The 26,065-nt window shown below is 72.7% G+C and carries 22 protein-coding genes and 1 pseudogene; 9 read left to right on the top strand and 14 right to left on the bottom strand.

What is annotated here, in order from left to right; genetic code table 11:
• Positions 1 to 56 precede the first annotated feature (56 nt).
• Positions 57 to 740: a PAQR family membrane homeostasis protein TrhA gene (trhA, locus tag ACVWWH_RS14255; protein WP_066496910.1), complete on the bottom strand. Its 684-nt coding sequence runs from the start codon at positions 738 to 740 to the stop codon at positions 57 to 59.
• A gap of 126 nt (positions 741 to 866) precedes the next feature.
• Here trhA and ACVWWH_RS14250 point away from each other — a divergent pair, with 126 nt between their 5' ends.
• On the top strand, positions 867 to 1,628 hold the full coding sequence (locus tag ACVWWH_RS14250) for an isoprenyl transferase (RefSeq protein WP_457317003.1): 762 nt from the start codon (positions 867 to 869) through the stop codon (positions 1,626 to 1,628).
• On the opposite strand, the gene ACVWWH_RS14245 is transcribed toward ACVWWH_RS14250, so the two are convergent.
• From ACVWWH_RS14245 to ACVWWH_RS14235, 3 genes and pseudogenes are all read right to left on the bottom strand, one after another.
• A complete protein-coding gene (locus ACVWWH_RS14245) occupies positions 1,625 to 2,386 on the bottom strand; it encodes an aspartate/glutamate racemase family protein (protein WP_066496912.1) in 762 nt (253 codons plus the stop codon). The genes ACVWWH_RS14250 and ACVWWH_RS14245 overlap by 4 nt on opposite strands.
• Positions 2,387 to 2,479: 93 nt before the next feature.
• Positions 2,480 to 4,063: pseudogene (locus ACVWWH_RS14240) on the bottom strand (NCS1 family nucleobase:cation symporter-1).
• A gap of 249 nt (positions 4,064 to 4,312) precedes the next feature.
• Positions 4,313 to 4,966 carry a GntR family transcriptional regulator gene (locus ACVWWH_RS14235; protein WP_457317002.1) on the bottom strand — a complete coding sequence of 218 codons (654 nt, stop codon included), beginning with the start codon at positions 4,964 to 4,966 and terminating at the stop codon, positions 4,313 to 4,315.
• 276 nt (positions 4,967 to 5,242) lie between these two features.
• Here ACVWWH_RS14235 and ACVWWH_RS14230 point away from each other — a divergent pair, with 276 nt between their 5' ends.
• On the top strand, positions 5,243 to 6,589 hold the full coding sequence (locus tag ACVWWH_RS14230) for a PhoH family protein (protein ID WP_457317036.1): 1,347 nt from the start codon (positions 5,243 to 5,245) through the stop codon (positions 6,587 to 6,589).
• 52 nt (positions 6,590 to 6,641) lie between these two features.
• On the opposite strand, the gene ACVWWH_RS14225 is transcribed toward ACVWWH_RS14230, so the two are convergent.
• A complete protein-coding gene (locus ACVWWH_RS14225) occupies positions 6,642 to 7,313 on the bottom strand; it encodes a GNAT family N-acetyltransferase (protein WP_457317001.1) in 672 nt (223 codons plus the stop codon).
• Between the two features lie 57 nt (positions 7,314 to 7,370).
• Between ACVWWH_RS14225 and ACVWWH_RS14220 the strand changes: the two genes are divergently transcribed.
• Positions 7,371 to 7,883 (top strand): prepilin peptidase, encoded by a 513-nt coding sequence (locus tag ACVWWH_RS14220; RefSeq protein ID WP_457317000.1) that lies wholly within the window; start codon positions 7,371 to 7,373, stop codon positions 7,881 to 7,883.
• Positions 7,884 to 7,890: 7 nt separating this feature from the next.
• Here the strand turns inward: ACVWWH_RS14220 and ACVWWH_RS14215 are convergent, their stop codons facing one another.
• The 4 genes from ACVWWH_RS14215 to ACVWWH_RS14200 all read right to left on the bottom strand — a co-directional run bounded on the left by ACVWWH_RS14215 (position 7,891) and on the right by ACVWWH_RS14200 (position 11,366).
• Positions 7,891 to 8,361: an NUDIX hydrolase gene (locus ACVWWH_RS14215; RefSeq protein WP_066496921.1), complete on the bottom strand. Its 471-nt coding sequence runs from the start codon at positions 8,359 to 8,361 to the stop codon at positions 7,891 to 7,893.
• 181 nt (positions 8,362 to 8,542) lie between these two features.
• The gene (locus ACVWWH_RS14210) at positions 8,543 to 9,976 is read right to left on the bottom strand and encodes a class II fumarate hydratase (protein WP_084249376.1); all 1,434 of its coding nucleotides are present in this window, start codon (positions 9,974 to 9,976) and stop codon (positions 8,543 to 8,545) included.
• Between the two features lie 81 nt (positions 9,977 to 10,057).
• Positions 10,058 to 10,636: a carbonic anhydrase gene (locus tag ACVWWH_RS14205; RefSeq protein WP_457317035.1), complete on the bottom strand. Its 579-nt coding sequence runs from the start codon at positions 10,634 to 10,636 to the stop codon at positions 10,058 to 10,060.
• 103 nt (positions 10,637 to 10,739) lie between these two features.
• Positions 10,740 to 11,366, bottom strand: a complete 627-nt coding sequence (locus ACVWWH_RS14200; protein WP_169803055.1) for a DUF4245 domain-containing protein — start codon at positions 11,364 to 11,366, stop codon at positions 10,740 to 10,742.
• Positions 11,367 to 11,498: 132 nt separating this feature from the next.
• Between ACVWWH_RS14200 and glpX the strand changes: the two genes are divergently transcribed.
• Positions 11,499 to 12,536, top strand: coding sequence for a class II fructose-bisphosphatase (glpX, locus tag ACVWWH_RS14195; RefSeq protein ID WP_371326652.1), 1,038 nt, complete (start codon positions 11,499 to 11,501; stop codon positions 12,534 to 12,536).
• 76 nt (positions 12,537 to 12,612) lie between these two features.
• The gene (locus ACVWWH_RS14190) at positions 12,613 to 13,701 is read left to right on the top strand and encodes a lipid II:glycine glycyltransferase FemX (protein WP_457316999.1); all 1,089 of its coding nucleotides are present in this window, start codon (positions 12,613 to 12,615) and stop codon (positions 13,699 to 13,701) included.
• 58 nt (positions 13,702 to 13,759) lie between these two features.
• On the opposite strand, the gene manA is transcribed toward ACVWWH_RS14190, so the two are convergent.
• The 4 genes from manA to ACVWWH_RS14170 form a co-directional block, all read right to left on the bottom strand.
• Positions 13,760 to 15,025, bottom strand: coding sequence for a mannose-6-phosphate isomerase, class I (gene manA / locus ACVWWH_RS14185; RefSeq protein ID WP_066496934.1), 1,266 nt, complete (start codon positions 15,023 to 15,025; stop codon positions 13,760 to 13,762).
• Positions 15,026 to 15,159: 134 nt separating this feature from the next.
• The gene (locus ACVWWH_RS14180; protein WP_457316998.1) at positions 15,160 to 16,770 is read right to left on the bottom strand and encodes an LCP family protein; all 1,611 of its coding nucleotides are present in this window, start codon (positions 16,768 to 16,770) and stop codon (positions 15,160 to 15,162) included.
• A gap of 22 nt (positions 16,771 to 16,792) precedes the next feature.
• On the bottom strand, positions 16,793 to 17,356 hold the full coding sequence (gene purE / locus ACVWWH_RS14175) for a 5-(carboxyamino)imidazole ribonucleotide mutase (RefSeq protein WP_457316997.1): 564 nt from the start codon (positions 17,354 to 17,356) through the stop codon (positions 16,793 to 16,795).
• On the bottom strand, positions 17,353 to 18,555 hold the full coding sequence (locus ACVWWH_RS14170; protein ID WP_084249377.1) for a 5-(carboxyamino)imidazole ribonucleotide synthase: 1,203 nt from the start codon (positions 18,553 to 18,555) through the stop codon (positions 17,353 to 17,355). The genes purE and ACVWWH_RS14170 overlap by 4 nt, the downstream gene beginning before the upstream one ends.
• Before the next feature lie 207 nt (positions 18,556 to 18,762).
• On the opposite strand from ACVWWH_RS14170, the gene ACVWWH_RS14165 reads away from it, so the two are divergent.
• A complete protein-coding gene (locus ACVWWH_RS14165) occupies positions 18,763 to 19,356 on the top strand; it encodes a GtrA family protein (RefSeq protein WP_066496938.1) in 594 nt (197 codons plus the stop codon).
• A gap of 11 nt (positions 19,357 to 19,367) precedes the next feature.
• Here the strand turns inward: ACVWWH_RS14165 and ACVWWH_RS14160 are convergent, their stop codons facing one another.
• Positions 19,368 to 20,096 (bottom strand): TIGR03089 family protein, encoded by a 729-nt coding sequence (locus ACVWWH_RS14160; protein ID WP_457316996.1) that lies wholly within the window; start codon positions 20,094 to 20,096, stop codon positions 19,368 to 19,370.
• Between the two features lie 283 nt (positions 20,097 to 20,379).
• On the opposite strand from ACVWWH_RS14160, the gene ACVWWH_RS14155 reads away from it, so the two are divergent.
• The 3 genes from ACVWWH_RS14155 to ACVWWH_RS14145 are packed head-to-tail and all read left to right on the top strand — an operon-like array spanning position 20,380 to position 26,064.
• Positions 20,380 to 20,931 carry a WhiB family transcriptional regulator gene (locus ACVWWH_RS14155; RefSeq protein WP_084249379.1) on the top strand — a complete coding sequence of 184 codons (552 nt, stop codon included), beginning with the start codon at positions 20,380 to 20,382 and terminating at the stop codon, positions 20,929 to 20,931.
• Positions 20,877 to 24,479, top strand: coding sequence for a glycosyltransferase (locus ACVWWH_RS14150; protein WP_457317034.1), 3,603 nt, complete (start codon positions 20,877 to 20,879; stop codon positions 24,477 to 24,479). The genes ACVWWH_RS14155 and ACVWWH_RS14150 overlap by 55 nt, the downstream gene beginning before the upstream one ends.
• Positions 24,460 to 26,064, top strand: a complete 1,605-nt coding sequence (locus tag ACVWWH_RS14145; RefSeq protein ID WP_457316995.1) for a DUF5719 family protein — start codon at positions 24,460 to 24,462, stop codon at positions 26,062 to 26,064. The genes ACVWWH_RS14150 and ACVWWH_RS14145 overlap by 20 nt, the downstream gene beginning before the upstream one ends.
• Position 26,065: the final 1 nt, after the last annotated feature.

The raw sequence follows: 26,065 nt of genomic DNA, 5'->3' as shown, positions 1-26,065 counted from the left end.
GGGCGCCCGCAGTACGGGCCCCCGGAGCATGGGCGCCCGCAGGACGGGGCGCTGGGCTACCCGCCGGTGATGATCGGGGCCCCCGTCACGGCCAGCACGATCGCGACGTAGTGGACCGCGAACGCGGCGACCGTGAACGCGTGGAAGAACTCGTGGAAGCCGAAGTGGTGGTAGGAGAAGTTCGGGCGGCGGATCCCGTAGAAGACCGCGCCGGCGATGTAGAGCGCGCCGCCGATGCAGATGAGGATCGCCGCCGGGACGCTCGCGGCGAAGAACTCGGGCAGGAACAGCAGTGCCGCGCAGCCGAGCGCCACGTAGATGGGCACGTACAGCCAGCGCGGGGCGCCGACCCACAGGGTGCGGAACGCGACGCCGGCCAGGGCGCCCGCCCAGATGAGGGTCAGCAGCAACACTGCCGTGGGCCGGGGGAGGAGGACCCAGGAGAGCGGTGTGTAGGTGCCCGCGATCACGAGCATGATGTTCGTGTGGTCGAGCCGCTTGAGCAGCGCCTTGGTCCGCGGTGCCCAGTTGCCGAGGTGGTAGACGGCGCTCACCGAGAAGAGGAGCAGCCCGGTGACGGCGTAGACCGCGGAGGCGATCTTGCGGTCGGCGCCGGGGGCGAGGGCCACCAGGACGATCCCCGCGGCGAGGGCGAGCGGGGCCGTCGCGGCGTGGATCCAGCCGCGCCACGAGGGCTTGAGGGACAGGAGCTCTGCGCGGACGTCCGCGGGGTGCTGCATGGGGCCGAGTCTAACTTACGGTCCAGTAGGTTACCGGCCGGTAGCATCACATTCTGCTGCGGTAGCCTAGAGGGGCAGCAGCGTGGGCGCCCGGGACCGGGCACGGATTCGACGGGCGGGAGGGCCATGGAACTGCCCGGCTTCCTCTACGGCTTCTACGAGCGCCACCTCCAGCGCTCGCTGAGCCCGGACAGTGTTCCCGGCCACATCGGCGTCATGGTGGACGGCAACCGGCGCTGGGCCCGCCAGTTCAATGCCCCCACGAGCCAGGGGCACCGCGCCGGCGCGGACAAGATCCACGAGTTCCTCGTCTGGTGCCGCGAGCTCGGCGTGCGCGTCGTGACCCTCTACATGCTCTCGACCGACAACCTCAACCGCTCGAGCGACGAGCTCGCCGAGCTGACGGAGATCATCGCCGACACCCTCGACCGGCTCGACGAGGACCCCTCCGTGTCCGTGCATGCCATGGGCGCCCCCGAGATCCTCCCCGACCACCTCGCAGAGCGCCTCGCGCGCCTCACCGCGAAGCCCAGCCCCTCCGAGCCGCTGCACGTCAACGTCGCGGTGGGCTACGGCGGCCGGCGGGAGATCGTCGACGCGGTGCGCGACCTGCTGCGCGACGCCCTCGCCCGGGGCGAGGACATCGCCGAGCTGGCGGAGCGCCTCGACGTCGACGACATCTCCCGCTTCCTCTACACCGCGGGCCAGCCGGACCCCGACCTCGTGATCCGCACCTCGGGCGAGCAGCGGCTCTCGGGCTTCCTCATGTGGCAGAGCGCCTACAGCGAGTTCTACTTCTGCGAGGCCCTCTGGCCGGCCTTCCGCAAGGTCGACTTCCTGCGGGCCCTGCGCGACTACGCGGGGCGGCAGCGCCGCTTCGGCGCCTAGCCGGGGATTCCCACACCGGGCGCCTGGGCCGGGGCGTGGACCGGGATCGGCCAGCCGAGGACGGCCTTCGGCCGAGGCCTCGCGAACGTGCGGACCTTCGACGTCGTGAGCCCGAGCCGGACGAGGGACTCCGCAGCCGCGATGGCGGCAGCAACGCCGTCGACCACGGGAACGCCGCAGCGCTCGCGGATCCGCCCTTCGAGCTCGGCCATCCCGCCGCACCCGAGCACGATCACCTCGGCCTTGTCCTCCCGGACCGCCCACTCGGCCTCGGCGACGATCGCTTCGATGGCCCGCTCCGGATCCTCCTCGAGCTCGAGCACCGCCATGCCCGAGGCGCGGACGGACGCGCAGCGGGCGTCGAGGCCGGCGAGCTTGAGCCGGTCCTCGATGAGGGGCACGGCCCGGTCGAGGGTCGTGACGACGGAGTACTTGTGGCCGAGGTACATCGCCGTGGCCGCGGCGGCCTCCGTGATGTCGACGACCGGGACGTCCAGGAGCTCCTGCAGCCCCTCCCGCCCGTGCTCGCCGTACCCGGCCTGGATGACGGCGTCGAACTCGCCCTCGTACCGCGTCACGGCATCCATCACCGCGACGGCCGCGAGGTAGCTCTCGAAGTTCCCCTCGCAGGACTCCGCGCCGAAGCGCGGCGTGACGCCGATGATCTCGGTGCCCGGCAGCGCGGCGCGGCGTGCTTGGGCCGCGATGGCGTCGGTCATGGACTGGGTGGTGTTGACGTTGGCGACCAGGATGCGCATGGGGTGTCCTTCGGTGGGGTTTCCTGCTGGTGGGGCGCGGGACGGACGACGACGGCGGGTGGGGCTCGCCGTCGTCGTCCGTCCCGAGGGGCTTCAGGCTGCTGCCGGCTCGGGCTGGGCGTCGGCCTTGATCTGCGGCCGGACCCGCTCGAAGGCAGCGAAGGCGACGAAGCCGATGCCGCAGCCGATGAACCACGAGTAGTCGGAGATCCACTGGGCCTGGCCGATGACGGTCGGGATGATGACCGAGGCGATCGACGGGACGCCGGCCGCGACCGTGGCCCACACGGCGTTCGGGTTGAAGCCGTTGACGAACCAGTAGCGGCCCTTCGGGCTCATGGTGTACATCTCCTCGACCCACACCCGCTGGCGGCTGACCACGAAGTAGCCGGCGATGAGGATGCCGAACAGGGGGCCGATCAGGGCGCCGAGGATGCCGAGGGAGTACTGGATGGCCGTGGCGTTCGAGTACCAGTTCCACGGGGTGAGGACCACGGAGCCGACGGCGGCGATCATGCCGCCCGTGCGCCAGGAGATCTTCTGCGGGTTGACGTGGGAGAAGTCGAACGCGGGGGAGATGAAGTTGGCCACGATGTTGATGCCGACGGTCGCGATGACGAACGTCAGGCCGCCGAGGATGGTGGCGAACGGCGCGTCGATCCGGCTGACCGTCTCGATCGGGTCCGTGATGAGCGTGCCGAAGACCGGCACCGTGGCGGACGCGGTGATGACGGTGAGGAGCGAGAAGAAGAGGAAGTTGATCGGCAGGCCGAGCATGTTGCCCTTCTTCACGGACTTGAACGACTTGGCGTAGCGGGAGAAGTCGCCGAAGTTCAGCATTGGGCCGGAGAAGTAGCTCACCACGAGGGCGATGGCCGAGAGCATGACGGGGATGGAGGCGCCGAAGTCGAGGGGCTTGCCTGCAGAGAGGTTCAGGGAGACGTGGTCCCAGCCGGCGTTGGCCACGAGGTAGACGGCCAGGAGGATCATCACCACGTAGACGGCCGGACCGGCCCAGTCGACGAAGCGCTTGATGGCCTCCATGCCGCGTCAGAACACGAGGCCCTGGGCGACCCAGAGGACGGCGTAGGCGACGTAACCGAGCGGCGAGAGACCGAGGAAGCCGTGCGCGTTGACGGCCAGCGGGGCGAGCTGCGGCCAGAACTTGAGCATGACGATGACGAGCGACTGCGACGCGAGGTACGTCTGGACGCCGTACCAGGCGATGGCGATCAGGCCGCGGATGACCGCCGGGATGTTCGCGCCGCGGACGCCGAAGATCGAGCGGTTGATGACGGGGTACGGCACGCCCGTGGCCTGACTCGGCTTGGCGACGAGGTTGCAGAAGAACTGGACGATGAGGATGCCGACCACGAGGGAGATGAGCACCTGCCACGAGGCCAGGCCGAGGGCGAAGAGGCTGCCCGCGGTGACGTAGCCGCCGACGCTGTGCACGTCGGACATCCAGAAGGCGAAGATGTTGTAGGAGCCCCACCTCTGGTGCGTGAGCGGGTCGAGGTCCTTGTTCGACAGCCGCGGGTCGCGGCCGGGGAACGGGGCCGACTCTGTCACCGTCGGCAGCACCAGCGGGTGCTCTGCGGCGACGTCGGCTGCGACGTCATTGATGGTCGTCACGGTCGTCAGCGACGGGACGACGGCGTCCTGATTGCTGTTCATGGTGTTCTTTCGGATCAGTGGTGGCGGCGGAGCCGCAGGATCCGCTGGCCCTTTGCGCTGGAAGGCTCAGCTGGTGGACGTTGTGCCGGCGGTCGAGGAGGCCGTGTTGTGTGACCTACCTCTCATCCCCTGCGCTCCACAATAGCTCTGGTATACCAAAGTTGGCAAGAGGGCATTTGAAAGGGCGCCGGGAGGGCATTCCTCGCCGAGAGCGGCCTCCATGGAATACCAAGACCCGTGGGAGGGGTGTCAGGAGCCCGAGGGCCGGGGCGCACCCAGGCCCACGTGCGTGCGCAGGAGGACCGCGTACGCGGCGGCGTCCCCGCGGTCGAGGAACGTGATCAGGCGACGATGGTCGGAGAGGAACCGGGGCAGGTTGCCCTCGCCCTGGCGGACGATCGCGTGCGCGAGCCGCTCGAGCCGCGGGCTGATCTGCCCATAGAACGCGCCGGTGAGCGCGTTGCCGGAGGCGGCAGCGACGGCGGCGTGGAACGCATGGTCCGCACGGGCGAACGCGAGCGGGTCCCGCGCGTCGACCGCGCGCTGCTGGTCCTCGAGGAGTCGGGCAAGCTCCTGCGTGCCCGCGGCGTCCCTCCGCGGCCCGTCGGCGACGGCCCGCACGGACTCGGACTCCAGCATGACCCGGGCCTCGAGGAGCTGGCGGATCGCGGCGTCGTCCTCCCCAGTCACCACGGCGCCCTTCTTCGGGCACAGCCGCAGCAGCCCCTCGGAGGAAAGCCGCAGGAAGGCCTCCCGGACCGGCGTGCGGCCCATCCCCAGCACTGCGGACTGCTCGCCCTCGGTGATGAGCGCTCCCGGCGCGAGCGCTCCGGAGACGATGGCGTCGGCGAGGGCTGCGTGGGCGCGCTCGGCGGCCGCATGGGGCTGCTCGGTCCCGGCCACGCCTCCAGCCTACGCGTGCATCTCTTGATGGATGCATCAGCCCGGCGGTCGCGGAGCGGGATTTGCCGGACACTCCCCGCGCGTTCATCCGCAGGACATGTGGTGCGGCGTACATTGGCGCCATCGGAGGCATCCGCCTCCGGTACGGGGAGGCCGAATGTGGGCGCTGCACTGCAGCAGTCCAGGGAGGCCGGTTCCGGCCTCGCGGCCGAGCCGGACGGAACTGGAGAACGCCGGGGAGACCCGGGGGCTGGAGTCGACGTGACGACCACTGGAATGCTGCCCGAAGAGACCACCGCCGCAGACGCCCCCGCAGGGGACACGCGGAGGACCTACGTCCTGGACACGTCCGTGCTGCTGTCGGATCCGCGGGCGCTCCTGCGCTTCGCCGAGCACGAGGTGGTGATCCCCGTCGTCGTGATCACCGAGCTCGAGGGCAAGCGCCACGACCCCGAACTGGGCTACTTCGCCCGCAAGGCCCTGCGCCTGCTGGACGACCTGCGCATCCGGCACGGCAGCCTCAGCCGCCCCGTCCCGCTCGCGGCGGACGGCGCGGCCGAGGGCGGGACCCTCACCGTGGAGCTCAACCACATCTCCGCCGACGTGCTCCCCGCAGGCTTCCGCAGCGGCGAGAACGACTCCCGCATCCTCGCCGTGGCCAAGAACCTCGCCAACGAGGGCCGCTCCGTGACGCTCGTGTCCAAGGACCTCCCGATGCGGGTCAAGGCCTCGGCGATGGGCCTCGACGCCGACGAGTACCGCAATGAGCAGATCGTCGACTCCGGCTGGACCGGGGTGGCCGAGGTCGACGCCGACGAGGAGCAGATCGGCGCGCTCTACGGGCACGAGCCGGTCTTCATCCCCGAGGCCGCCGAGATGCCGGTCAACACCGGCCTCGTGGTGCTCTCCCACCGGGGCTCCGCCCTCGGACGGGTGGGCGCCGACAAGCAGGTGCGGCTCGTGCGCGGCGACCGCGAGGTCTTCGGTCTCCACGGGCGCTCGGCCGAGCAGCGCCTCGCGATCGACCTGCTCATGGACCCCGGCGTGGGCATCGTCTCGCTCGGCGGCAAGGCCGGCACCGGCAAGTCCGCGCTCGCCCTGTGCGCGGGCCTCGAGGCCGTCATGGAGCGAGGCGAGCACAAGAAGGTGGTCGTGTTCCGCCCGCTCTTCGCCGTCGGCGGCCAGGAGCTCGGCTACCTGCCCGGCACCGAGGCCGAGAAGATGAACCCTTGGGGCCAGGCCGTCTTCGACACCCTCGGCGCGCTCGTGGGCAAGGAGGTCCTCGACCACGTCATGGACGCCGGCCTGATCGAGGTGCTCCCGCTCACCCACATCCGCGGCCGCTCGCTGCACGACTCGTTCGTGATCGTGGACGAGGCCCAGTCCCTCGAGAAGAACGTGCTCCTGACCGTGATGAGCCGCATCGGGCAGAACTCGAAGATCGTGCTCACGCACGACGTCGCCCAGCGGGACAACCTCCGCGTGGGGCGGCACGACGGGATCGCCGCCGTGGTCGAGACCCTCAAGGGGCACCCCCTGTTCGGCCACGTGACCCTCACCCGCTCGGAGCGCTCGCCCATCGCCGCGCTCGTCACCGAGCTGCTCGAGGGGGCCGAGATCTAGCCTCAGCGCACGGCCCGGCCGGCAGCAGCCGGCGACCGGCCGCCGTCGTCCTTCAGCCCCGCTCCGGGATGCCGAGGACGGCGGCGGCCGGTCCATGCCCGTGCACCTCCAGGCGCCAGCCGGGGCGGCGGAAGGCCGCCTTCGCGAGGCGGAACCGGAGTTCGCGTTCGACGACGCCGGGGGCGCCTTCGCAGCGCGCCTCGCCGTTGGGCTCGTACCCGAGGGAGCGGCTCACCCCGATCGAGGGCGCATTCCAGTCGTAGGCGCCCGTCTGCGCGGCCTCCGCGCCGAGGCAGTCGAACGCCCACAGCAGCACGGCCGCGCGCATCTCGGTCCCGAGCCCGAGGCCGCGGGCCGAGCGGCGCAGCCACGAGCCGGTGGCGACCGTGCGCAGGGCGGCGAAGTCCGTGGCCCCGACGTCCTGGGACCCCAGGAACTCGCCCTCCCGCGACCAGACGCCGAACATGACCGTCCAGGCCGCGGGGTGGGAGCGCAGGCGCGACTCCCAGATCCAGCGGGCGCTGTTGGCCGCGATGTCGGGCGACTCGTCCCACGCGTTCGACAGCGCCGAGCGGCCTGACGGGGCCAGGGCAGGATCGGTGAGGCCGCCGCGGGCAGCCTCGACGTAGTGCGGGATGTCCTCGTCGCGGAGAGGGCGGAGCTCGAGCCGAGGGGTGAGCAGGCGGAGACGGAGTATGGGCCAGACGTCCTCGAGCGTCATCATCCCGCCACGCTAGCCCACGTGCGGCGGAGGGGGCGCCCGCGGCGCTAGGGTCCACCTGTGACCCACCGACTTCCCGAGCTGTGGCAGGACAGCCCCGTCGCGTTCTGGCTCGTCATCGCGTGCCTGGGCTACTACCTCTGGATGGCCGCGCGGCTGGCCGTGATCGACATCCGCAGCCACCTGCTCCCGAACCGGATCGTGCTGCCGAGCTACTGGGCCGCGGTCCCGCTGACCGTCGCCGCCGTGGTCGCGGCCGGGGGAGCCGACGTCGGGGCGGCCCTGCGCGTGCTCGGCGGCGGCGCCGCGCTGTGGCTCGTGTACTTCGTGCTGCGGGTCGTCTACCCGGCCGGCATGGGGTTCGGTGACGTCAAGCTCGCCGGGGTCCTCGGCCTGTACCTGGGCTTCCTGAGCTGGGAGCACCTGTTCTGGGGCACCGCGGCGGCGTTCCTGCTCGGCGGCCTGTACGGCCTCGGCCTCATCGTGACGCGCAGGGGCACCGCGAAGTCCGCGATCCCGTTCGGACCGTTCATGCTCGCGGGCACCGCGATCGCGCTCGTGCTGCCCGCCTGAGCCGCCCTCAGCCGACGAAGTGCGCGCGGCGCTCCGGGTCGAGGGCCCAGCCGATGGCGCGGGCGTGCAGCGGCGGGATGTCTGGGAGGCCGTCGCGGGAGAACCAGCCGACCTCGAGGTTCTCATCGTCGTTCACCCGCGCCTCGCCGCCGGTGTACGCGCACGCCATCACGACGTCGAGGTACTGGGCGTGGTCCCCATTGGGGTAGACCACCGGGGCCGTGATGCCGACGCCGGCGAGGTGGGTGACCGCCACGTGGACGCCGGTCTCCTCCAGCACCTCGCGCACCGCCGTCGCGGCGGGCTCCTCGCCGGGCTCGACGATGCCCGCGGGAACTGTCCAGCGCCCATTGTCGGCGCGCCGGACGAGGAGGAGGCGGCCGGCGTCGTCCGTCACGACGGCCTTGACCCCCGGCAGCCAGAGGGGATGGTCCCCGACCAGGTCACGCAGGGCGAGGATGAAGTCAGGCGTGGGCACGGGTCCCAGACTACCCGGGCGGCCGGAGCGTCCCGCCGCCGGCGGGCCCCCCGCGCCCCCCCCCAGACATTCTGAAGGTCACCTCCTGGGGGTCGATGTCAGGACAAAGACCCACAGGAGGTGACCTTCAGGAGGTGGCTCTCAGGAGGTGACCTTCAGGAGGTGACTCCCAGAGTGGGGGCTACTTGTTGGGGCCCGTCATCGTCGTGACGTCGAGCGCCGCGTCGAGCTGCTCCTCGGTGAGCTCGCCCCGCTCGACATAGCCGAGCGCCACGGTCGCCTCGCGGATCGTCAGGCCCTCCTTGACGGCCTTCTTGGCGATCGCCGCGGCGTTCTCGTAGCCGATGAACTTGTTCAGCGGCGTGACGATCGAGGGCGAGGCCTCGGCGAGGAAGCGCGCGCGCTCGACGTTCGCCTGGATGCCGTCCACCATCTTGTCCGCCATGACGCGGGCCGTGTTCGCCAGCAGGCGGATCGACTCGAGCAGGTTCGCGGCCATGACCGGGATGCCGACGTTGAGCTCGAACGCGCCGTTGGTCGAGGACAGGGCGATCGTGGTGTCGTTGCCGATCACCTGGGCGGCGACCATGATCGCGGCCTCGCAGATCACGGGGTTGACCTTGCCCGGCATGATCGACGAGCCCGGCTGGAGGTCGGGGATCGCGATCTCGCCGAGGCCGGTGTTCGGGCCCGAGCCCATCCAGCGCAGGTCGTTGGCGATCTTCATGATCGAGTAGGCGATGTTGCGCAGCTGGCCCGAGGCCTCGATGAGGCCGTCGCGGTTCGCCTGGGCCTCGAAGTGGTTGCGCGCCTCGGTGATCGGCAGCGCCGTGTCCGCCGCGAGGAGCTCGATCACGCGCTGCGGGAAGCCGGCGGGCGTGTTGATGCCGGTGCCGACGGCGGTCCCGCCGAGGGGCACCTCGGCGACGCGGGGGAGGGAGGCCTCGATGCGCTCGATCCCGTAGCGGACCTGGGCCTCGTAGCCGCCGAACTCCTGGCCGAGCGTCACGGGGGTGGCGTCCATGAGGTGCGTGCGGCCGGACTTCACGACGTCCTTGAACTCCGCGGCCTTGCGGCTCAGCGAGGCGGCGAGGTGCGTGAGCGCGGGGACGAGGTCGTTGAGGAGGGCGTTGGTCGCCGCGACGTGCACCGAGGTGGGGAAGACGTCATTGGAGGACTGGGAGGCGTTGACGTGGTCGTTCGGGTGGACGACCTTGTCGCTGCCCGCCTCCTTGAGCGCGCGCGTGGCGAGCTCGGCGATCACCTCGTTCATGTTCATGTTGCTCGAGGTGCCAGATCCGGTCTGGAACACGTCGATCGGGAAGTGCGCGTCGAACTCGCCCGCGGCAACGCGGTCGGCGGCGCCGGCGATCGCGTCGGCGAGGTCGGCATCGATGACGCCGAGGTCCTCGTTGGCGCGCGCGGCGGCCTTCTTCACGCGCGCGAGGGCCTCGATGTGCTTGCGCTCGAGCGTCTTGCCCGAGATGGGGAAGTTCTCGACGGCGCGCTGCGTCTGGGCGCGGTAGAGGGCCGAGGCGGGAACGCGCACCTCGCCCATCGTGTCGTGCTCGATCCGGTATTCCGTGGCAGGGGCCTGCACTGCAGAGTCAGTCATGGCTCCCAGATTAGACCCGGTCGCAGGGCACCCCCGAACCGGGAGCGCCCTGCGACGGACATGGTCCGTGGGGGAGCGGACCTAGACGTTCCCGAAGCCGGAGACGAGCTCGGCCTTGCCCTCCGCCAGGTGGTAGCAGACGCCGAGCACGGCGGTGCGGCCCTCCTCGATGGCGGTGGCGATGGTCTGGGACGTGTCGAGGAGCCGCTTGCCGGTCTGGCGGACGTGCTCGACGACGGTGTTGTCGACGTCGGTGATCCCGTTGCGCTGGGCCGTGAGGACGGACGGCATGATGCGCTCGACGAGGTCGCGGACGAACCCGCCGGGCATCGTGCCGGTCTCGTACGCCTGGACGCTGGCCGTGACGGCGCCGCAGGAGTCGTGGCCGAGGACCACGATGAGCGGGACGTTGAGCGGGTCGACCGCGTACTCGAGCGAGCCGAGGATCGTCTCGTCGATGACGTGGCCCGCGGAGCGGACGACGAACGCGTCCCCGAGGCCGAGATCGAAGATGATCTCCGCCGCGAGCCGCGAGTCCGAGCAGCCGAAGATCACGCAGATGGGATTCTGCGACGCGACGAGCTCATGGCGTCGGGCCGAGTCCTGGTTGGGGTGGATGCTCGCGCCATCCACGAAGCGCTGGTTTCCGTCGCGCAGCATCTGCCACGCCTGGGCGGGAGAGAGAGTCTGGGTCACGGGCCCTACTCTACGCCCGGCGCCCTGCCCGTCCCGGGCGGCGGCGCCGCGGGGGAGCCCGGCCGGGCTAGGAACGGGCCGACGCGGCGACGGCGCCGGCCACGGCGTCGAACTCGCCGAACGCCGCCGAGCCGCTGACGATCACCGTGGTGCCGGCGATGGTCGCGACATAGCTCTTCTCGGTGCCCGGCTTGTCGTACAGGGTCCAGGCGACCCCACCGACGTCCCGCGTCCCGGTGGTCGGCGCCTTGTGCACCTGGTCGGCGAGCCACGTCGGGTTCGCGGAGGCCGTCTGCTCGACCGAGACGAACTGCTGGCCGGGGGTGAGGTAGCCGAGGTCCCAGTGCGAGACGCCGTCCGAGGTGCCGGAGACCCAGCGGGCGTAGTTGGGGGAATAGCCCGCGGGCAGCTGGGGGACGACCGGGCTGAAGCCGGCCACCGGCTTGGCGTTCGCCGCGACGGCCGCGACGTCGACGGCCGGACGGTAGGTGTCCGTCTTCTGCCCGGCGCTCAGCAGCACCACCGGGACGATCGCCAGCAGGCTCACCAGGAGCGCCATGATCATCCCGATCACCGAGGCGTTGGCGCGCTTGGCCGCCGCCGGGGTCAGGACGGGCTTGACGGCGGGCGCGTCCTCGGGGCCGGCGGTGGCCTGGGCGTCGTGCGTCTCGGGGGCATGATCGGTGCTGCTCACCCCTCCATGGTCCCGCATGCGGCGCGGTGCTCGCGAATGCCAATGCGTCGGCGGTGGTCGACATCCTTTCGGGGCCGTGGGGCCCGGACGACTAGGATGAAGGAACACGCCCGCTCGAAGAAGAGGTCCTCAGTGTCCACTGCGTCCCAAGACACCCAGTACTCGACCCTTTCCAGCTCGCTCCACGTGGGAGCCGACGAGCCGGACCGCAACCTCGCGCTCGAGCTCGTCCGGGTGACCGAGGCCGCTGCGATCGCCGGTGGCCACTGGGTCGGCTTCGGCGACAAGAACAAGGCCGACGGGGCGGCCGTCGACGCGATGCGCTCGTTCCTCGAGACCGTGCACTTCAACGGCGTCGTCGTCATCGGCGAGGGCGAGAAGGACGAGGCGCCGATGCTGTTCAACGGCGAGCGCGTCGGCGACGGCACGGGCCCCGAGGTGGACGTCGCCGTCGACCCGATCGACGGCACGCGCCTGACCGCCCTCGGCATCAACAACGCCCTCGCGGTCCTCGCCGTGGCCGAGCGCGGCACGATGTTCGATCCCTCGGCGGTCTTCTACATGGAGAAGCTCGTCACGGGCCCGGAGGCCGCGGACCTCGTGGACCTGCGCCTGCCGGTCAAGCAGAACCTGCACCTCATCGCCAAGGCCAAGGGCGTCAAGGTCAACCAGATCAACGTGTGCGTCCTCGACCGCGACCGCCACAAGCCCCTCGTCGAGGAGATCCGCGCCGCCGGCGCCCGGACCAAGTTCATCATGGACGGCGACGTGGCCGGTGCGATCGCCGCGGCCCGGGAGGGCACCGGGGTGGACGCGCTCATGGGCATCGGCGGCACGCCCGAGGGCATCGTCGCGGCCTGCGCCATCAAGGCCCTCGGCGGTGTGATCCAGGGCCGCCTCTGGCCCACGAGCGACGAGGAGAAGCAGAAGGCGCTCGACGCCGGGCACGACCTCGACCGCGTCCTCACCACGGGCGACCTCGTCACGAGCGACAACTGCTACTTCGCCGCCACGGGCATCACCGACGGCGACCTCCTCCGCGGCGTGCGCTACCGCAAGGACCGCGTCAAGACGCAGTCGATCGTGATGCGCTCCAAGTCGGGGACCGTGCGCTTCGTCGACGCCGAGCACCACGCCAGCAAGTGGGAGAACTGGGCTCGCCGGGCCTGAGCCGCGGCTAGACTGGGGCGCGGCCGCGCCCCAGTCGGCGCGTCGCCAGCACCCTGACGCCCGACCCAGGAGGATCATGAGCCCCGAGAGCCAGCAGGCCGCCCGCGAGCTGACCGTCAGTCCCTGCAGGGACCGCGCCACGTGGGACGCACTGGTGAACGGCCACGGAGGGCACCCCCTCCAGCTGTGGGGCTGGGGCGAGGTCAAGGCGGCCCACCACTGGCGCACAGAGCGGCTCCTCGTGCGGGACGGCGAGACCGTGGTGGGCGGCGCCCAGGTGCTGTACCGGTCCCTGCCGTGGCCGCTGAAGTCCCTCGCGTACCTCTCCCGCGGCCCCGTCTGCGCGCCCGAGGACGCCGGGCGCGTGCTGGCCGCCGTCGCCTCGGCAGTCCGGGCGGCGCACGGCTCCGTGGCCCTCGTCGCCGAACCGGACTGGGACGCCGGCTCGGCGGGGGAGCGCGAGCTGGAGGCGGCCGGCTTCCGCCGCACGGAGGGCACCATCCTCATTCCGCGCACCCTCATCCTCGACCTCGGGCGCAGCGAGGACGAGCTCATGGCGGACATGTCCCGCACCACGCGCGCCAACGTGCGCAAGAACCTCCGCGGCGACCTGGAGTTCCGCAAGGTCGCGACCGAGGAGGAGCTCGGGCAGGTGCTCGCGATCTACCGCGAGACCGCGGAGCGCGCCGGATTCGGCATCCACGAGGACGGCTACTACCGGGACATCTGGCGCTTCCTCGGCGACGACTCGCCGATCGTGGCCGCGTTCGACGGCGACCGCGTGGTCGCCTTCGTGTGGATCGCGCGCAGCGCGCGCACAGCCTTCGAGCTCTACGGCGGCGTCAACGCGGCCGGGCAGAAGGCCCGCGCGAACTACGGCGTCAAGTGGGCGGCCTTCATGGCGATGAAGGAGGACGGCTGCGCCCGCTACGACCTCAACGGCCTGCTCAACGACGGCATCTCCGACTTCAAGAAGCAGTTCGCCCAGCACGAGAACCTGCTCGCCGGGACGTGGGAGCTGCCGCTCTCGCCGTTCTACCCCGTGTACGCGACGGGCATGCCGCTCGCCCGCAGGACGCTCGCGCAGGGCCGCCGTGCGGCGAAGACCGCCGTGCGGCGGGTCAGGGGCGCCGCGGGCCGGGCCCGCCAGCTCGCCCGGCGCTGACGCTCGTCCGCGCCGCCGGCGGCCTGGCCGCCGCCGGCGCGGCCCGTCGTCGTGCGCCCTACGCCAGGCCCGAGGCCGGGCCCAGCCCTGTCGTCACGGCGAAGGCGAGGACACCGTCCGACCCTGCGTGCGCGAGGGCCGGCGATTCGGCGTCCGGGATGAAGGCGCTGTCGCCGCGGGAGAGCACCAGATCGCCCTTCGGCGTGTCCAGGGTGAGTGAGCCCCGCACCACGAGCACGACCGCCGCGCCGGTCTGGGCCACCGGCACGGGCTCGGGTGCTGCCCCCGCGCCCGGCGTGCCGGGCACCTCGATGCGCTGGAGCTGGAATTCCTCGAACGGCGGCCGGTAGAGCTCCTGCCCGAGCGCGGACTCCTGCGCGGCGAGCCGGGGGACCCCCGGGGCCTCGAACACGACGGTGCGCAGCAGCTCGGGGATGTCGACGTGCTTGGGCGTCAGGCCGCCGCGCAGCACATTGTCCGAGGCCGCCATGACCTCGATGCCCAGGCCCCGCAGGTACGCGTGCACGTTGCCCGCCGGCAGGTAGAGCGCCTCGCCGGGCGCCAGGCTCACGCGGTTGAGCATGAGCGACAGGAGCACCCCCGGGTCGGAGGGGTAGGCCGCCGCGAGGTCCGCGACGGTGGCCAGGGCGGCGTCGTCCCGGGCTGCGGGCCCGGCGGCGGCGATGGCCGCGGCGGCCGCGTCGACGCACGCGCGCACGTCCGGACCGCCGTTGATGAGCCGGGCGAAGGCTGCGCTGAGCGCCTCGGCCTCGTCCGGGGTCCGCAGGAGCTCGGCGACCTGCTCCGTCACCTCGGCGGCCTCGGACCCCGCGAGCAGCGCCGTCAGCCGCTCGAACAGCGCGGCGGACTCGCCCGGAGCGCGGAAGCCGGTGAGCGCGTCGAACGGGGTGAGGGCGAACACCATCTCGGGCTTGTGGTTGTCGTCCTTGTAGTTCCGGTGCGGGGCGGTGCGGGCGACGCCGGCCGCCTCCTCGTCGGCGAAGCCCGCCTTCGCCGCCTCGAGCTTCGGGTGGACCTGCAGGGACAGGGGGGAGTCCGCCGCGAGGACCTTCAGCAGGAATGGCAGGCGGGGGCCGAACGCCTCGATGCTCTTCGGGCCCAGGGTGCCGACCGGATCGGCATCGATGAGCTCCGCGAGGCTCGAGCCGTCGGGGTCGTCCAGCGGCTGCGACGGCGCGTCGGGGTGCGCCCCGATCCAGAGCTCGGCCTCCGGCCGTCCGCTCGGCTCACGGCCCAGCAACTCGGCGATCGCCGTCCTCGAGCCCCAGGCGTAGTCGCGGACGGTGTTGCTCAGCAGGTGCATGGGGTCCTCACAAGGGCGGGCGGGTGGGTCTTGAGGGCAAGCGGGTGGGTCTTGAGGGCAAGCGGGTGGGTCTTGAGGGCGGGCGGGTGCAGGGGGACGCCGGGTCCTGAAGCTGGATCACGGCGGCGCGACCGTCACAGCGGCGTGCACTCCCCGTTGCCGGACATGATGGCGTCGAGCAGGTCGTTCCTGCCCGCGTTGAACAGGTCGTTGAGGTGCTGGGGAGTGACCTTGACCCCATCCGGGCCCACGTCGTTGTACTGGTTGGCCGGCGCGCCTGCGGGGGCGTACTGGCCGGCCGGGATCGCACCCGGGACGGCGAGTCCCGCGCCCCCGCCGAGCACCGACGTCGTGCCTCCCAGCGCCTTCGGCGACGGCGAGGCAGATCCGCTCGCCTGCTTGAGGGTGTCCTGGACCTTCGCGTGGATGGCGTTGAAGTCCGGGTAGGTCGGGAAGGAGGCGTCGAAGTCCGGCGGCCCGATCACGAGCCGGGTGGTGGGCTGGCCCTTGCCCTTGAGGGCGAGGTCGACGAAGCTGCCGAGCTGCTCCGAGGAGATGTTGGACTCGACGACCTTGGTCCCCGCCCCCGCGATGTCCTGGAACTTGCTCAGGAGGGTCGCGGGGTTGAGCTGGTTGATCATGGCCTGCTCGATGCACTGCTGCCGGGCGACCCGGTCGTAGTCGCTCGCGAACTCGCGGCTGCGCCCGTACCAGAGGGCGTGGAAGCCGTCGAGCTTCTGTTCCCCGGGGGCGATCCAGCCGACGGGCAGCGCATGGGTCCCGGTGTTGTCGAGCGAGGCACCGCTCATCGGCACCCAGCCGCCGGCCTTGATGCGGATTCCGCCCATCGCGTCGATGAGCTGCTGGAAGCCCGCCATGTCCACCACCACGTAGGCCTGGACCTTGATGCCGAGCGTTCCGGAGGCCGCCTCGAGCGTTGCCTGCGCGCCGGGATCGTCCACGCCCGGGTAGAGGTCCTTGTACTTCTGGTTGACCTCGGTGTTGATGGCGTTGATGAGGCAGTCGTTGCCGCAGTTGTAGCCGTCCGGGTAGATCTTGTGCATCGGCGAATCGGCGGGGAACTGCGCGTTCTGGAGGTTCCGCGGGATCGAGATGAGGGCGGTGCGGCCGGTGTTCGCGTCCACGCTGATGATCGAGAGGCTGTCGGGGCGGCGGCCCACGCGGTCTGCGCCGGCGTCGCCCCCCATCACCATGAAGTTGTAGCGGCCGTCCACGGGGCTGATGGCCGGGCCGCCGAAGATCGTCCCGATCGCGCCCCGGCCCACGCCGATGAGGTAGGCCCCGTAGGCGAGGCTGCCGCTGGAGAGCACCATGGCCACGACGAGGGCCAGGATCACGGCCGGGCGCATCCGCTGGGCCAGGAGCGGGACGCGGATGAGCCGCAGTGTGTTCAGGAACAGGCCTGCCCAGCAGACGGCCAGCACGAGCAGGACCACGATGAGGACCAGCGAGAGCACCGGGTGCGTGACCAGGGTCAGGATCGCCCCGCGGTTGATGAGGCCGACGACGAGGAGGACGAGCACGAGCGCCCACACCGTCGCGGTGACCGCCAGGGCGCGGCGCGCGAGGCGCCGGCTCCCCGCGATCAGCTGGGCAGTGCCCGGGACCAGGAGGGTCAGGACCAGGAGCGTGAAGGCCCGCCGCGTCCGCACCCCGGGCGAGGCGCCCTCGGGGTGGCGGATCGGATCGGTCTGGTGGCTTCGCGCGGGGATGTGCAGGGCCATGGTCCTCCTGTCGGTGCGCGGGTCAGGCGCCGGGCCGGTCGGCGTCGTCCGCGAAGACCCGCGCGGCCTTCTCGCGCAGCGCCTCGCCCTTGCGGGCGGCGGCGGCGTTGAGCCCGACGGCGAACTCCGCGAGCCGCTCTGCGAGCTGCTGCCCGAGCTCGTCCTGGGCCGAGGCGAGCATGCGCACGGCGAGCAGCCCGGCGTTGCGCGCGCCGCCGATCGAGACGGTCGCGACGGGGACGCCCGCCGGCATCTGCACGATCGAGAGGAGGGAGTCCATCCCGTCGAGGGTCTTCAGCGGCACGGGCACGCCGATCACGGGCAGCGTCGTCACCGAGGCGAGCATCCCGGGGAGGTGGGCCGCGCCCCCGGCCCCTGCGATGATCACCTTCAGGCCACGCCCGCGGGCGGACTTGCCGTAGGCGATCATCTCCTCGGGCATCCGGTGGGCCGAGACGACGTCCGCCTCGAAGGGGACTCCGAACTCGGCGAGCGCGTCCGCGGCGGCCTCCATGACGGGCCAGTCCGAGTCGGAGCCCATGACGAGCCCGACGAGGGGCTGCTGGGGCGATGCCGGGGTGCTCATGCATTCTCCTGGGGGTCGGAGGGCGTCCCGTCCGCCCGCGTGCCGGGGGCACCGTCGCGGACGATGGCGGCGACGCGGGAGGCCCGTTCGCGCAGGGCGGCCGGATCGGATCCGGGTCCGCCGACGAGGTTGACGTGGCCGATCTTCCGGCCGGGCCGGACGGACTTGCCGTAGGCGTGGACCTTGGCGGCCGGGTCCGCGGCGAGCGCGGCCGGGAAGGCGCTGTAGAGGTCCTCGTTGGCCCCGCCGAGGTAGTTCTTCATGATGGCCCAGTCGCCGAGCACGTCCGTGGCCCCGAGCGGAAGGTCGAGGACGGCGCGCAGGTGCTGCTCGAACTGGCTCGTCACCGAGCCGTCCTGGGTCCAGTGGCCGGTGTTGTGCGGCCGCATGGCGAGCTCGTTGACGAGGAAGCCGGGGCCACGGCCGGGCGTCTCGAACAGCTCAGCGGCCATGACGCCGGTCACCCCGAGGCTCTCGGCCACCGTGAGCGCCGCCTGCTGGGCCGCGCGGGCGACGGCGGGGTCCAGCTCGGGCGCCGGGGCGATCACCTCGTCGCACACGCCGTTGACCTGGATCGTGTGCACGACGGGCCAGGCCCGGGACTCTCCGCTGGGGGTGCGGGCGACGAGGGCGGACAGCTCGCGGGAGAAGCCGACCATCTCCTCGGCCAGCAGCGGCGACATGGTGCCGAACCAGTCGTCGCACTCCTCGGCCTCGGCGGCGGAGCGGAGCACGCGCACGCCCTTGCCGTCGTACCCGCCGCGGGGCGTCTTGAGCACCACGGGCCAGCCGAGCTCGTCGCCGAACGCGACGAGCTCGCTGATGTGGTGCACGGCCCGCCAGCGCGGATTCGGCAGGCCGAGCGCGTCGATGGCCTCGCGCATGCGCAGCTTGTCCTGGGCATGGACGAGCGCCTCGGGGCCCGGCTGGACGTTGACGCCCTCTGCCATGAGCGCCAGGAGGTGCTCGGTGGGGACGTGCTCGTGGTCGAACGTCAGGACGTCGACCTCGCGGGCGAACGCCCGCAGGTCCTCGAGGCTGCGGTAGTCGCCGACGGGCGCGAACGGGACGGCGGGGACGGCGGAGACGTCCTCAGCCTCCGCGAGGACGCGCAGTTCGAGGCCGAGGGCGGTTGCTGCAGGGGCCATCATGCGCGCCAGCTGGCCGCCTCCGACCACTCCGATCACAGGAAAACTCACTCGCCCAGAGTACAGAATGCTGGCCCGGGGACGGCGGACGCGGGCCCGGGAGAGCGTGCTCACAGCGGGTATCCAGCCTCCGCGTCGGAGGGCGGCGGTAGAATGGCCTGTGCGCTCTCCCCGTCCCGGCCCCTCGGGCCGAGGCGGGACGCCGGATGCCTTGCGTCCTGAGGCGATGCGCCGTCCCGATGCCGTCCGTGGAGGATCATGATCTCGACAATCTCCGACCGCCTGCGTGGTCTCGTCTCGCTCTTCTGGCGCGAGGTCGCGAAGTTCGGCACGGTCGGCGGTGTGGCCTTCGTCATCGACAACGGCCTGACCTACCTGTTCATGCACACGATCATGTCCGACTCGGAGGCCAAGGCACGCTTCGTGGGCGCGACGGTGGCCACGATCTTCTCGTGGGTGGCCAACCGCTACTGGACCTTCCGGCACCGCAAGCAGGCCAACATTGCCCGCGAGTTCGTCATGTTCGCGGTCATCAACGGCCTCGGCATCGGCATCTCGACCGGATTCACGGCCATCGCCAAGTACTGGATGGACATCCAGGACAAGAACGTGCTGTTCCTCGCCGGCGTGGTCGGCATCGTGGTCGCCACGGTGGTGAGGTTCTTCGCCTACCGCTTCTGGGTCTTCAACCAGGAGCTCGACACCGAGCCCGGGTACGAGGGCGACCACGAGATCTTCGAGCACGAGCACGGGCACGGCCACGAGCACGGGCACCCCTCCGCGGCCGGTGCCGGCGAGCCGGGCCGGACGGCCGCGGGCCCCGGCGACCTGGGCGCTGCCGGGGACCGCTGAGGAAGGGCCGCTCAGGCCCCGGTGACCTTCTCGGTCTGGCGGATGCGCTCGAGGGCGCGTCCGTCCTCTGCTTCCTCGGTCTGCGCATGGACCAGCACCGCGGACCCGTCCGCGGCCCAGGCTCCGAGGAGCCGCGACAGCGAGGCCCGCAGGCCTTCCCGCGCCGGGACCAGGACGCGCGCGCCGGCGGCTGCCGGGGCGGCGAACCCGGAGGAGAGCTCCGCCTGCGAGAACGACTCGCTCCCTGACTCGTAGGCAGCATCGTCCTCGGCCGGCGCATCGAACGGCTCGTAGGAGTCGGCGAACTGGCGCACGGCGGCCGCGTAGTCGTAGGCGCCGGCCGGCAGCTGGCCCGGGTACCCCATCTCGAGCGCGCCGAGCGCGACGGCCACGAGCGCGCCGCCGGAGGGCGCGGCGTCGTCCGCCGCAAAGTCCGGGCCCACGAAGGTGACGTCGACCGGGATGCCCGGGTCGTCGACGACCACGGCGCCCACCTGCCACGCGGCGAGCGCGATCACGGCCGACTTCCAATGGGCCGGCAGGGCGATCCGCACCCGGGTGCCGATCTCGGCGTCGAGCTCCTCGGTCAGGAAGTTCGACGTCTTCGCGACCCAGTTCTCCAGCACGCGGCCGGAGAGTTCGATGCGCTCGCCGTCCGGCCCGTACCAGGTCAGGCGGGGGGAGGAGGCATGCTGGCCGCCGCGCAGCCGCTGCAGCAGGTGGGGGATCGTGGATGGCATGCGCCCATTGGACCACAGCGCCCTGCGCCTCGGCCGCGGAGGTGGGGCGGGCCCCGCGCGCCGCGCGTGTCGCACAGACGGGCCACGGAATCGTCTGGCTACAATCCGCCGCCACCGCTTGACTCAGACCGTCTTACACGCATGTAATTAGCACTGGACAGTAACTGCGCCGGCGGCACCGATGAACCGATCATCGCATGGCCGAGGGGGGACCGGCACCGGGATTCTTCCTGGCGCTGGTCTGAAGCGGCTCGCCGCGCAGAACGACCCGAGGAGGAGCACCGTGGGACAGGCGGAGCGTATCCAGTATGAGTCGGCCGTAGCTGCACAGGCATCGGCCAGGTACCGGTCGCGGGGGATTCCCGCGGATTGGTACGTCGATCCAGCAGACCCGGACGCGCAGGAGCGGTACGAGGCCCGCTCCGTGGAGACCCTCGAGGATGCCGCGACGGCGTTCCTCGCGGCCCATGAGGTGGAGGACCCCGACGACGACGTCGAGGACGAGCCGGCGGACGAGGCCATCGAGCGCGCGCTCGCCCTCCTCGCGAATCCCCGGGAGCACTCGCCCAAGGCCGTGCTCATCGACCTCGTCCAGCCGGGCGAGCCCGAGGAGGGCGAGCTCGCGTGGCAGGCCGAGGCGCTGTGCGCCCAGACCGACCCCGAGGCCTTCTTCCCGGAGAAGGGCGGCTCGACCCGCGATGCCAAGAAGGTCTGCGGATCCTGCACGGTGAGGGCCCAGTGCCTCGAGTACGCCCTCGCCAATGACGAGCGCTTCGGCATCTGGGGCGGCCTCTCCGAGCGCGAGCGCCGCCGGCTCCGGAAGCGGGCGGTCTGACCCTGGAGGCTCTACGCGTCACCGCTGTCGTCGTTGCGCACGACGGCGGCCCCTACCTTCCTGCGACCCTCGCCGGCCTCGCGGGCCAGACCCGCCCGGTCGACGCCGCGATCGGCATCGACACCGGGTCCCGCGACCACTCCGCTGAACTCCTGTACGAGGCCCTCGGCGCCGAGAACGTCACGGCCGTGCGCACTCCTGGAGGGTTCGGCGGCGCCGTGGCCCGCGGCCTGGGGGGCCTCGCCGCGGGGTCGCCGGCTGCCGCCGGGGCCGCCGCGGAGTGGCTCTGGCTGCTGCACGACGACGCGGCCCCGGCGCCGGACGCGCTCGCCGCGCTGCTCGCGGCAGTGGAGGCCGCCCCGAGCGTGGCCGTGGCCGGCTGCAAGCAGCTCGATGCGGACGCGCCCGGCTGCCTCGTCGACGTCGGCCTGTCCGTCAGCCGCTGGGGCGAGCGGCTGACCCTCATCGACGTGGACGAGCAGGACCAGGGCCAGTACGACGCGCGAAGCGACGTCTTCGCCGTGAACTCGGCCGGGATGCTCGTGCGCCGGGACGTCTGGGAGTCCCTGCGCGGCTTCGATCCGGCCCTGCCGGCCACCGGCGACGACGTCGACTTCTGCTGGCGCGCGCGCCTCGCCGGGCACCGCGTCGTCGTGGTCCCCGGGGCCCGCATGATGCATTCCGCCCGGCCGGGCGCCGCCGGCACGCCCTTCGCGGCCCGCCGGGCCGAGGTCTACTCCCGGCTCAAGCACGCACCGCTGTGGCAGCTGCCCCTCCACGCCGCGGGCGCGCTCTTGGGCGGCCTCTGGCAGTTCCTGCTGGCCATCGTCCTCAAGGAGCCCGGTCTGGGCGCCGCGAGACTCGGCGCCACCCTCGCGGCCCTGGGCATGCCTGCCAGGCTGGCCCGCGGGCGACGGGCCGCGCGCAGGAGCCGCACCGTCTCGCGCTCCGTGCTCCGCCCGCTCATCAGCCCGCGCCGCGACATCTGGGCCCACCGCCGCGCACTGCTCGAATCCGCGGCCGCCGAGCCGGAGAGCGTGGTGGGCGACGGCTCGGGGATGGCAGAGGGCTCCAGCGAGCCGACCGGCGACTCCCAGGACGACTTCGCGGCCTTGGCGGTCGCCTCCCGCGGCTGGGTCGGGACCGGCGCCCTCGTGGTCGCCGCGGGCGCCCTGCTGGCCGCGTTCGCGGCGTTCGCCCCGCTGCTCGGAGCCGAAGCCGCCGTCGGCGGCGCGCTCGTGCCGGTCTCCACGACCCTCTCCGCCGTCTTCGCCCACGCCACGAGCTGGTGGGCCGGGATCGGCCCGGGCCAGGCGGGGCACGGCGACCCCTTCGACCTCGTGCTCTGGATCCTCGGACTCCTCGCCGCCGGCGATCCGAACCGCGGCGTCACCGCCGCCCTCGTGGCGGCCGCCCCCGTCGCCGGCCTCGGCGCGTGGGCCCTCGCCGCCAACCTCACCGCCCACCGCGCGCCCCGTTGGCTCGCCGCCCTCGTGTGGGCCGCCGCGCCCTCCCTCCTGACCGCGCTCGCGCAGGGCCGGCTCGGCGCCGCCGTGGCCCACGCCGCCCTGCCGTGGGCCGTCCTCGGCATGGTCCGCGCGGTCGGCGGAGCCCGGATCCGGGGCACGGTCGGGCCCCGCCACGAGCCGCGCAACGGCACCGGCGGCGTTCCGTCCTGGACCGCGGCAGCCGCCGGCGGCCTCGCGCTCGCCGCGGCGACAGCCGGTGCGCCCTCGCTCGTCCCACTGGCCGCCGCGGTAGTCCTGCTCGCTTCCCTCGCGCTGCGCGGGCGCGCGAGAAGCCTGTGGATCGTGCTCGTGCCCACCGCCGCGCTCTTCGCCCCGCTGTGGGTGTCCGCGCCGTCGAACCTGCGTGCGTGGATCGCCGACCCCGGCGTCCCGCTCGCCGGGGCCCCCGCAGCACCGTGGCAGCTCGTCCTCGGGCAGCCCGTGGCGTTCGACGCCGGGGCCGCGCTCACCGGCGTGCCCGCGCTCCCCGCGGGCGTGCCGTGGTCCCTCCTCGGGGCGCTGCTCGTCGGTGCGCCGGTGCTGGCCGCAGCCGTGGCCGGAGCAGTCCTCCTCACCGGGCGCCGGGGCGTCGCTGCCCGACTGCTGTTTGCGGTGGGCGTCCTCGGGCTGGCCTATGCGTGGGCGGTGTCCCGCACCCCCACCGCGGTCGCCGGGGACTCGCTCGCGGCACCCTTCGCCGGACCGAGCCTCGGGGCCGCATCGATGGCGTTCATCACCGTCGGCGTCCTCGCCCTGGACCGCCTCCTCGAGCGCCGCAGGAGCGCCGCCCTCCGGCCGCAGCCCGAGGGCTCCACGGCGTCGAGCGCGCCGCGCCGGGCCGTCGCGGCCGCGATCGTGCTCGCCTACGTGCTCGTCGCCGTCGGCCCCGCCGGGGCCCTGGCCCAATGGGCCGCCACCGCGCTGGGGCACGCCCCCTCGTCCGGGGGACTCGGTGCCGAGGCGCTCGTCGGCCCCGGACTGTCCCGGGTCCTTCCCGCGACCGCCGCCGATCTGGGACAGGGGACGCAGCAGACCCGCACACTCGTCCTCCACGGCACCGACGCCGGCGGCTTCACGGCGAACCTCATGCGCGGAGCCGGCACCACTCTGGATTCGCTCTCAGCGGTCGCCGCGTCCAGCCGCGTCCAGGGCGCGTGGGGCTCGGAGCGCATCGCCGACGACGATGCCGCGCTCACCGCACTCCGCCACGCGGTCGCCACGGTGGGCGGCGGCGCAGCCGTGGACCCGCGCAGCGACCTCGAGCAGCTCGGGATCGGCTTCGTGGTGCTCGCGGACGACGGGGCCACGGATGAGGTCACGGCGGGCCGCATCGATGCCGTGCCCTTCCTCGTCGCCGTGGGCCGCACGGACGCCGGCTGGCTCTGGCGCGTCACCCCGCGCACGGCGGGCAACGACGGCGCCTTTGCCATCGACCAGCGCGCGCGCATCGTTGCCGCGTCCGGGGCCACCCTCGCGGTAGTCCCCTCCGGCCCCGAGACGGTCTCCGCCGACATCCCGGCCGGACCCCAGGGACGCAAGCTCGTGCTCGCCGAGCGCAGCGACCCGCACTGGTCGGCCTCGCTCGACGGCACCCCGCTGGCGGCCTCGGCCCAGGGCTGGGCCCAGGCGTTCGACCTTCCGGCCCGGGGCGGCCATCTCGACCTCGCCTACCGGGATCCCGCCGCATGGCCGCTGGGGGCCGCCGCCGTCGCCGCCTTCGCGCTGACGCTTCTACTGGCCATCCCGGCCCGGGTCCGGCGCACGGGCCGCCGCGGCGCCGGGTCCGCCCTCCTCGTCCGCGAGTCGCTCGGACGCCATCCGCAGCGTGCGGCAGGGCGCCCTGCCGCTGGCCGCCGCCGCGGCGAGGACGGCGCCGCCGCCCCTGCCCCCGTCCACGACGGCGAGGACGCGCCGCTCGACGACGGACCGGACGACTGGCCGATCGACGAACCGGAGGCGCAGCCCACGGAGGCGGCCCGCGCCGAGGACCGCGAACCTGCGAGCAGTGAGGAAGCAGCGCATGACGACGCCCGCCTCTGACCGGACCCCGACGACCCGGCCGGGCCGCCGGATGCGCGCCGTGGGGGCCGCCGTCGCCGGCACCATCCTCGCCGGCCTTGCCGGCGGGCTCACGGTCGCGGCGTCCGCCGTGCCCGCTCCCGCATCCCTCAACGCGGGGAACGCGCCCTCGGTCGACGTGCCCACGGCAGACGCGGTGCGCGCCTGCCCGGGACCCGCCCGGCTGCTGTCCGGCACCCCGGTGCAGGGAGACCCCCAGTTCAGTCCGGCAAGCCGGACCGCCCGGACCCAGGTGAGCGGCATCGTCCTGTCCGACACGCAGGGCACGCTCCCGGACACTGCGCTGGGGCCGCAGGGCGGTCCGGCGCTGAAGTCCATCCCGGGCCAGAAGGTGCCCGCGGGAACCGTGGCACAGCCGCGCGCTGCGGCGATCGCGGGGCAGGGTGTGGATGCGCTGACCCTGCTCACGGCCAAGCCCCTCGCCGGCACCCCCGCCTCGACGGGAGCCCTCACCCGGTTCGACGCAGGGGACGGCGACCTGCGCGGCCTCGCCACCGCCACCTGCACCGCCCCGACGAACGACCAATGGCTCCTCGGGGCGGAGACGACCGTGGGGCGGACCTCCATCCTGACTCTCGCCAATCCCAGCTCGAGCCCGGCCACGGTGGACCTCGAATTCTTCGGGGACAAGCCGCTGACCCAGGCACCGCCCTCGAGCCGGGGCCTCCAGGTCAAGCCCGGCAGCTCCGCCTCGTACGTGCTGAGCGGCTACATGCCGGGCCAGGCCAACGTCTCGGTGCACGTGCGCAGCACCGGCGCCCCCGTCGCCGCGTCCATCCAGCAGTCCACGCTGCGCGGCCTCACCCCCGGCGGCGTCGAGCTCATCACGCCCGCCGCGGCGCCGGCACCGCGGCAGACGGTGACGGGCATCGAACTGCAGGACCCGGCCCGGTCGAAGGACCTCACAGCGAGGAGCGGGTACGAGGACGCCGGTGCCGCCGTGCAGATCACCGTCCCCGGCGCCGCGGACGCCGTCGTGCAGCTCCGCGTATACGGCCGCAACGGTGCCGTGCAGCTGCCCGGCGGCGGAGTCGTGACGGCCAAGGCGGGAACCGTCACGGAGGTCCCCCTCGCGGGGCTCCCCGCCGGGACCTACAGCGTGTCCGCGACCGCGGACGTCTCCTTCACGGCCTCTGCGCGCGTGCCGCGCGGCCTCTCGGCCGACGAGCCCCTCGACACGGCCGTGGCCTCGGCGTCCCAGCGGATCGGCGACAGCCACGTCGTCGCGGTCGGGCAGGGCAGCGGGTCCCGGCAGATCGTGTTCGGCGTCCCGGACGGGCGCGCCCAGATCCGGGCTGTCCCCGTCACCGAGGACGGGGCGTTCCACAGCGCCGTCTCGCTCGACGTCGCCGGTGGGACGACCGCGGTCCTCGACGCGCCCGACAAGGTGGACGGCTCGGCGCTCACCGGATACGTGCTCTCGGCCTCGGGCGACCCGGCCTACGGCTCGCTCCTCTTCAAGGGCGACGGCAACGCCATCTCGGCGGCCACGATCGTTCCCGCGGCCGCGGGGGCGCGCTCGCTGCCCGTGACCGTCGGCTACTAGG

This window comes from Sinomonas sp. RB5 (genome assembly GCF_054063535.1).
The sequence above is the reverse complement of the archived record's forward strand: the minus strand, read 5'-3'. Positions and strand labels throughout refer to the sequence as shown.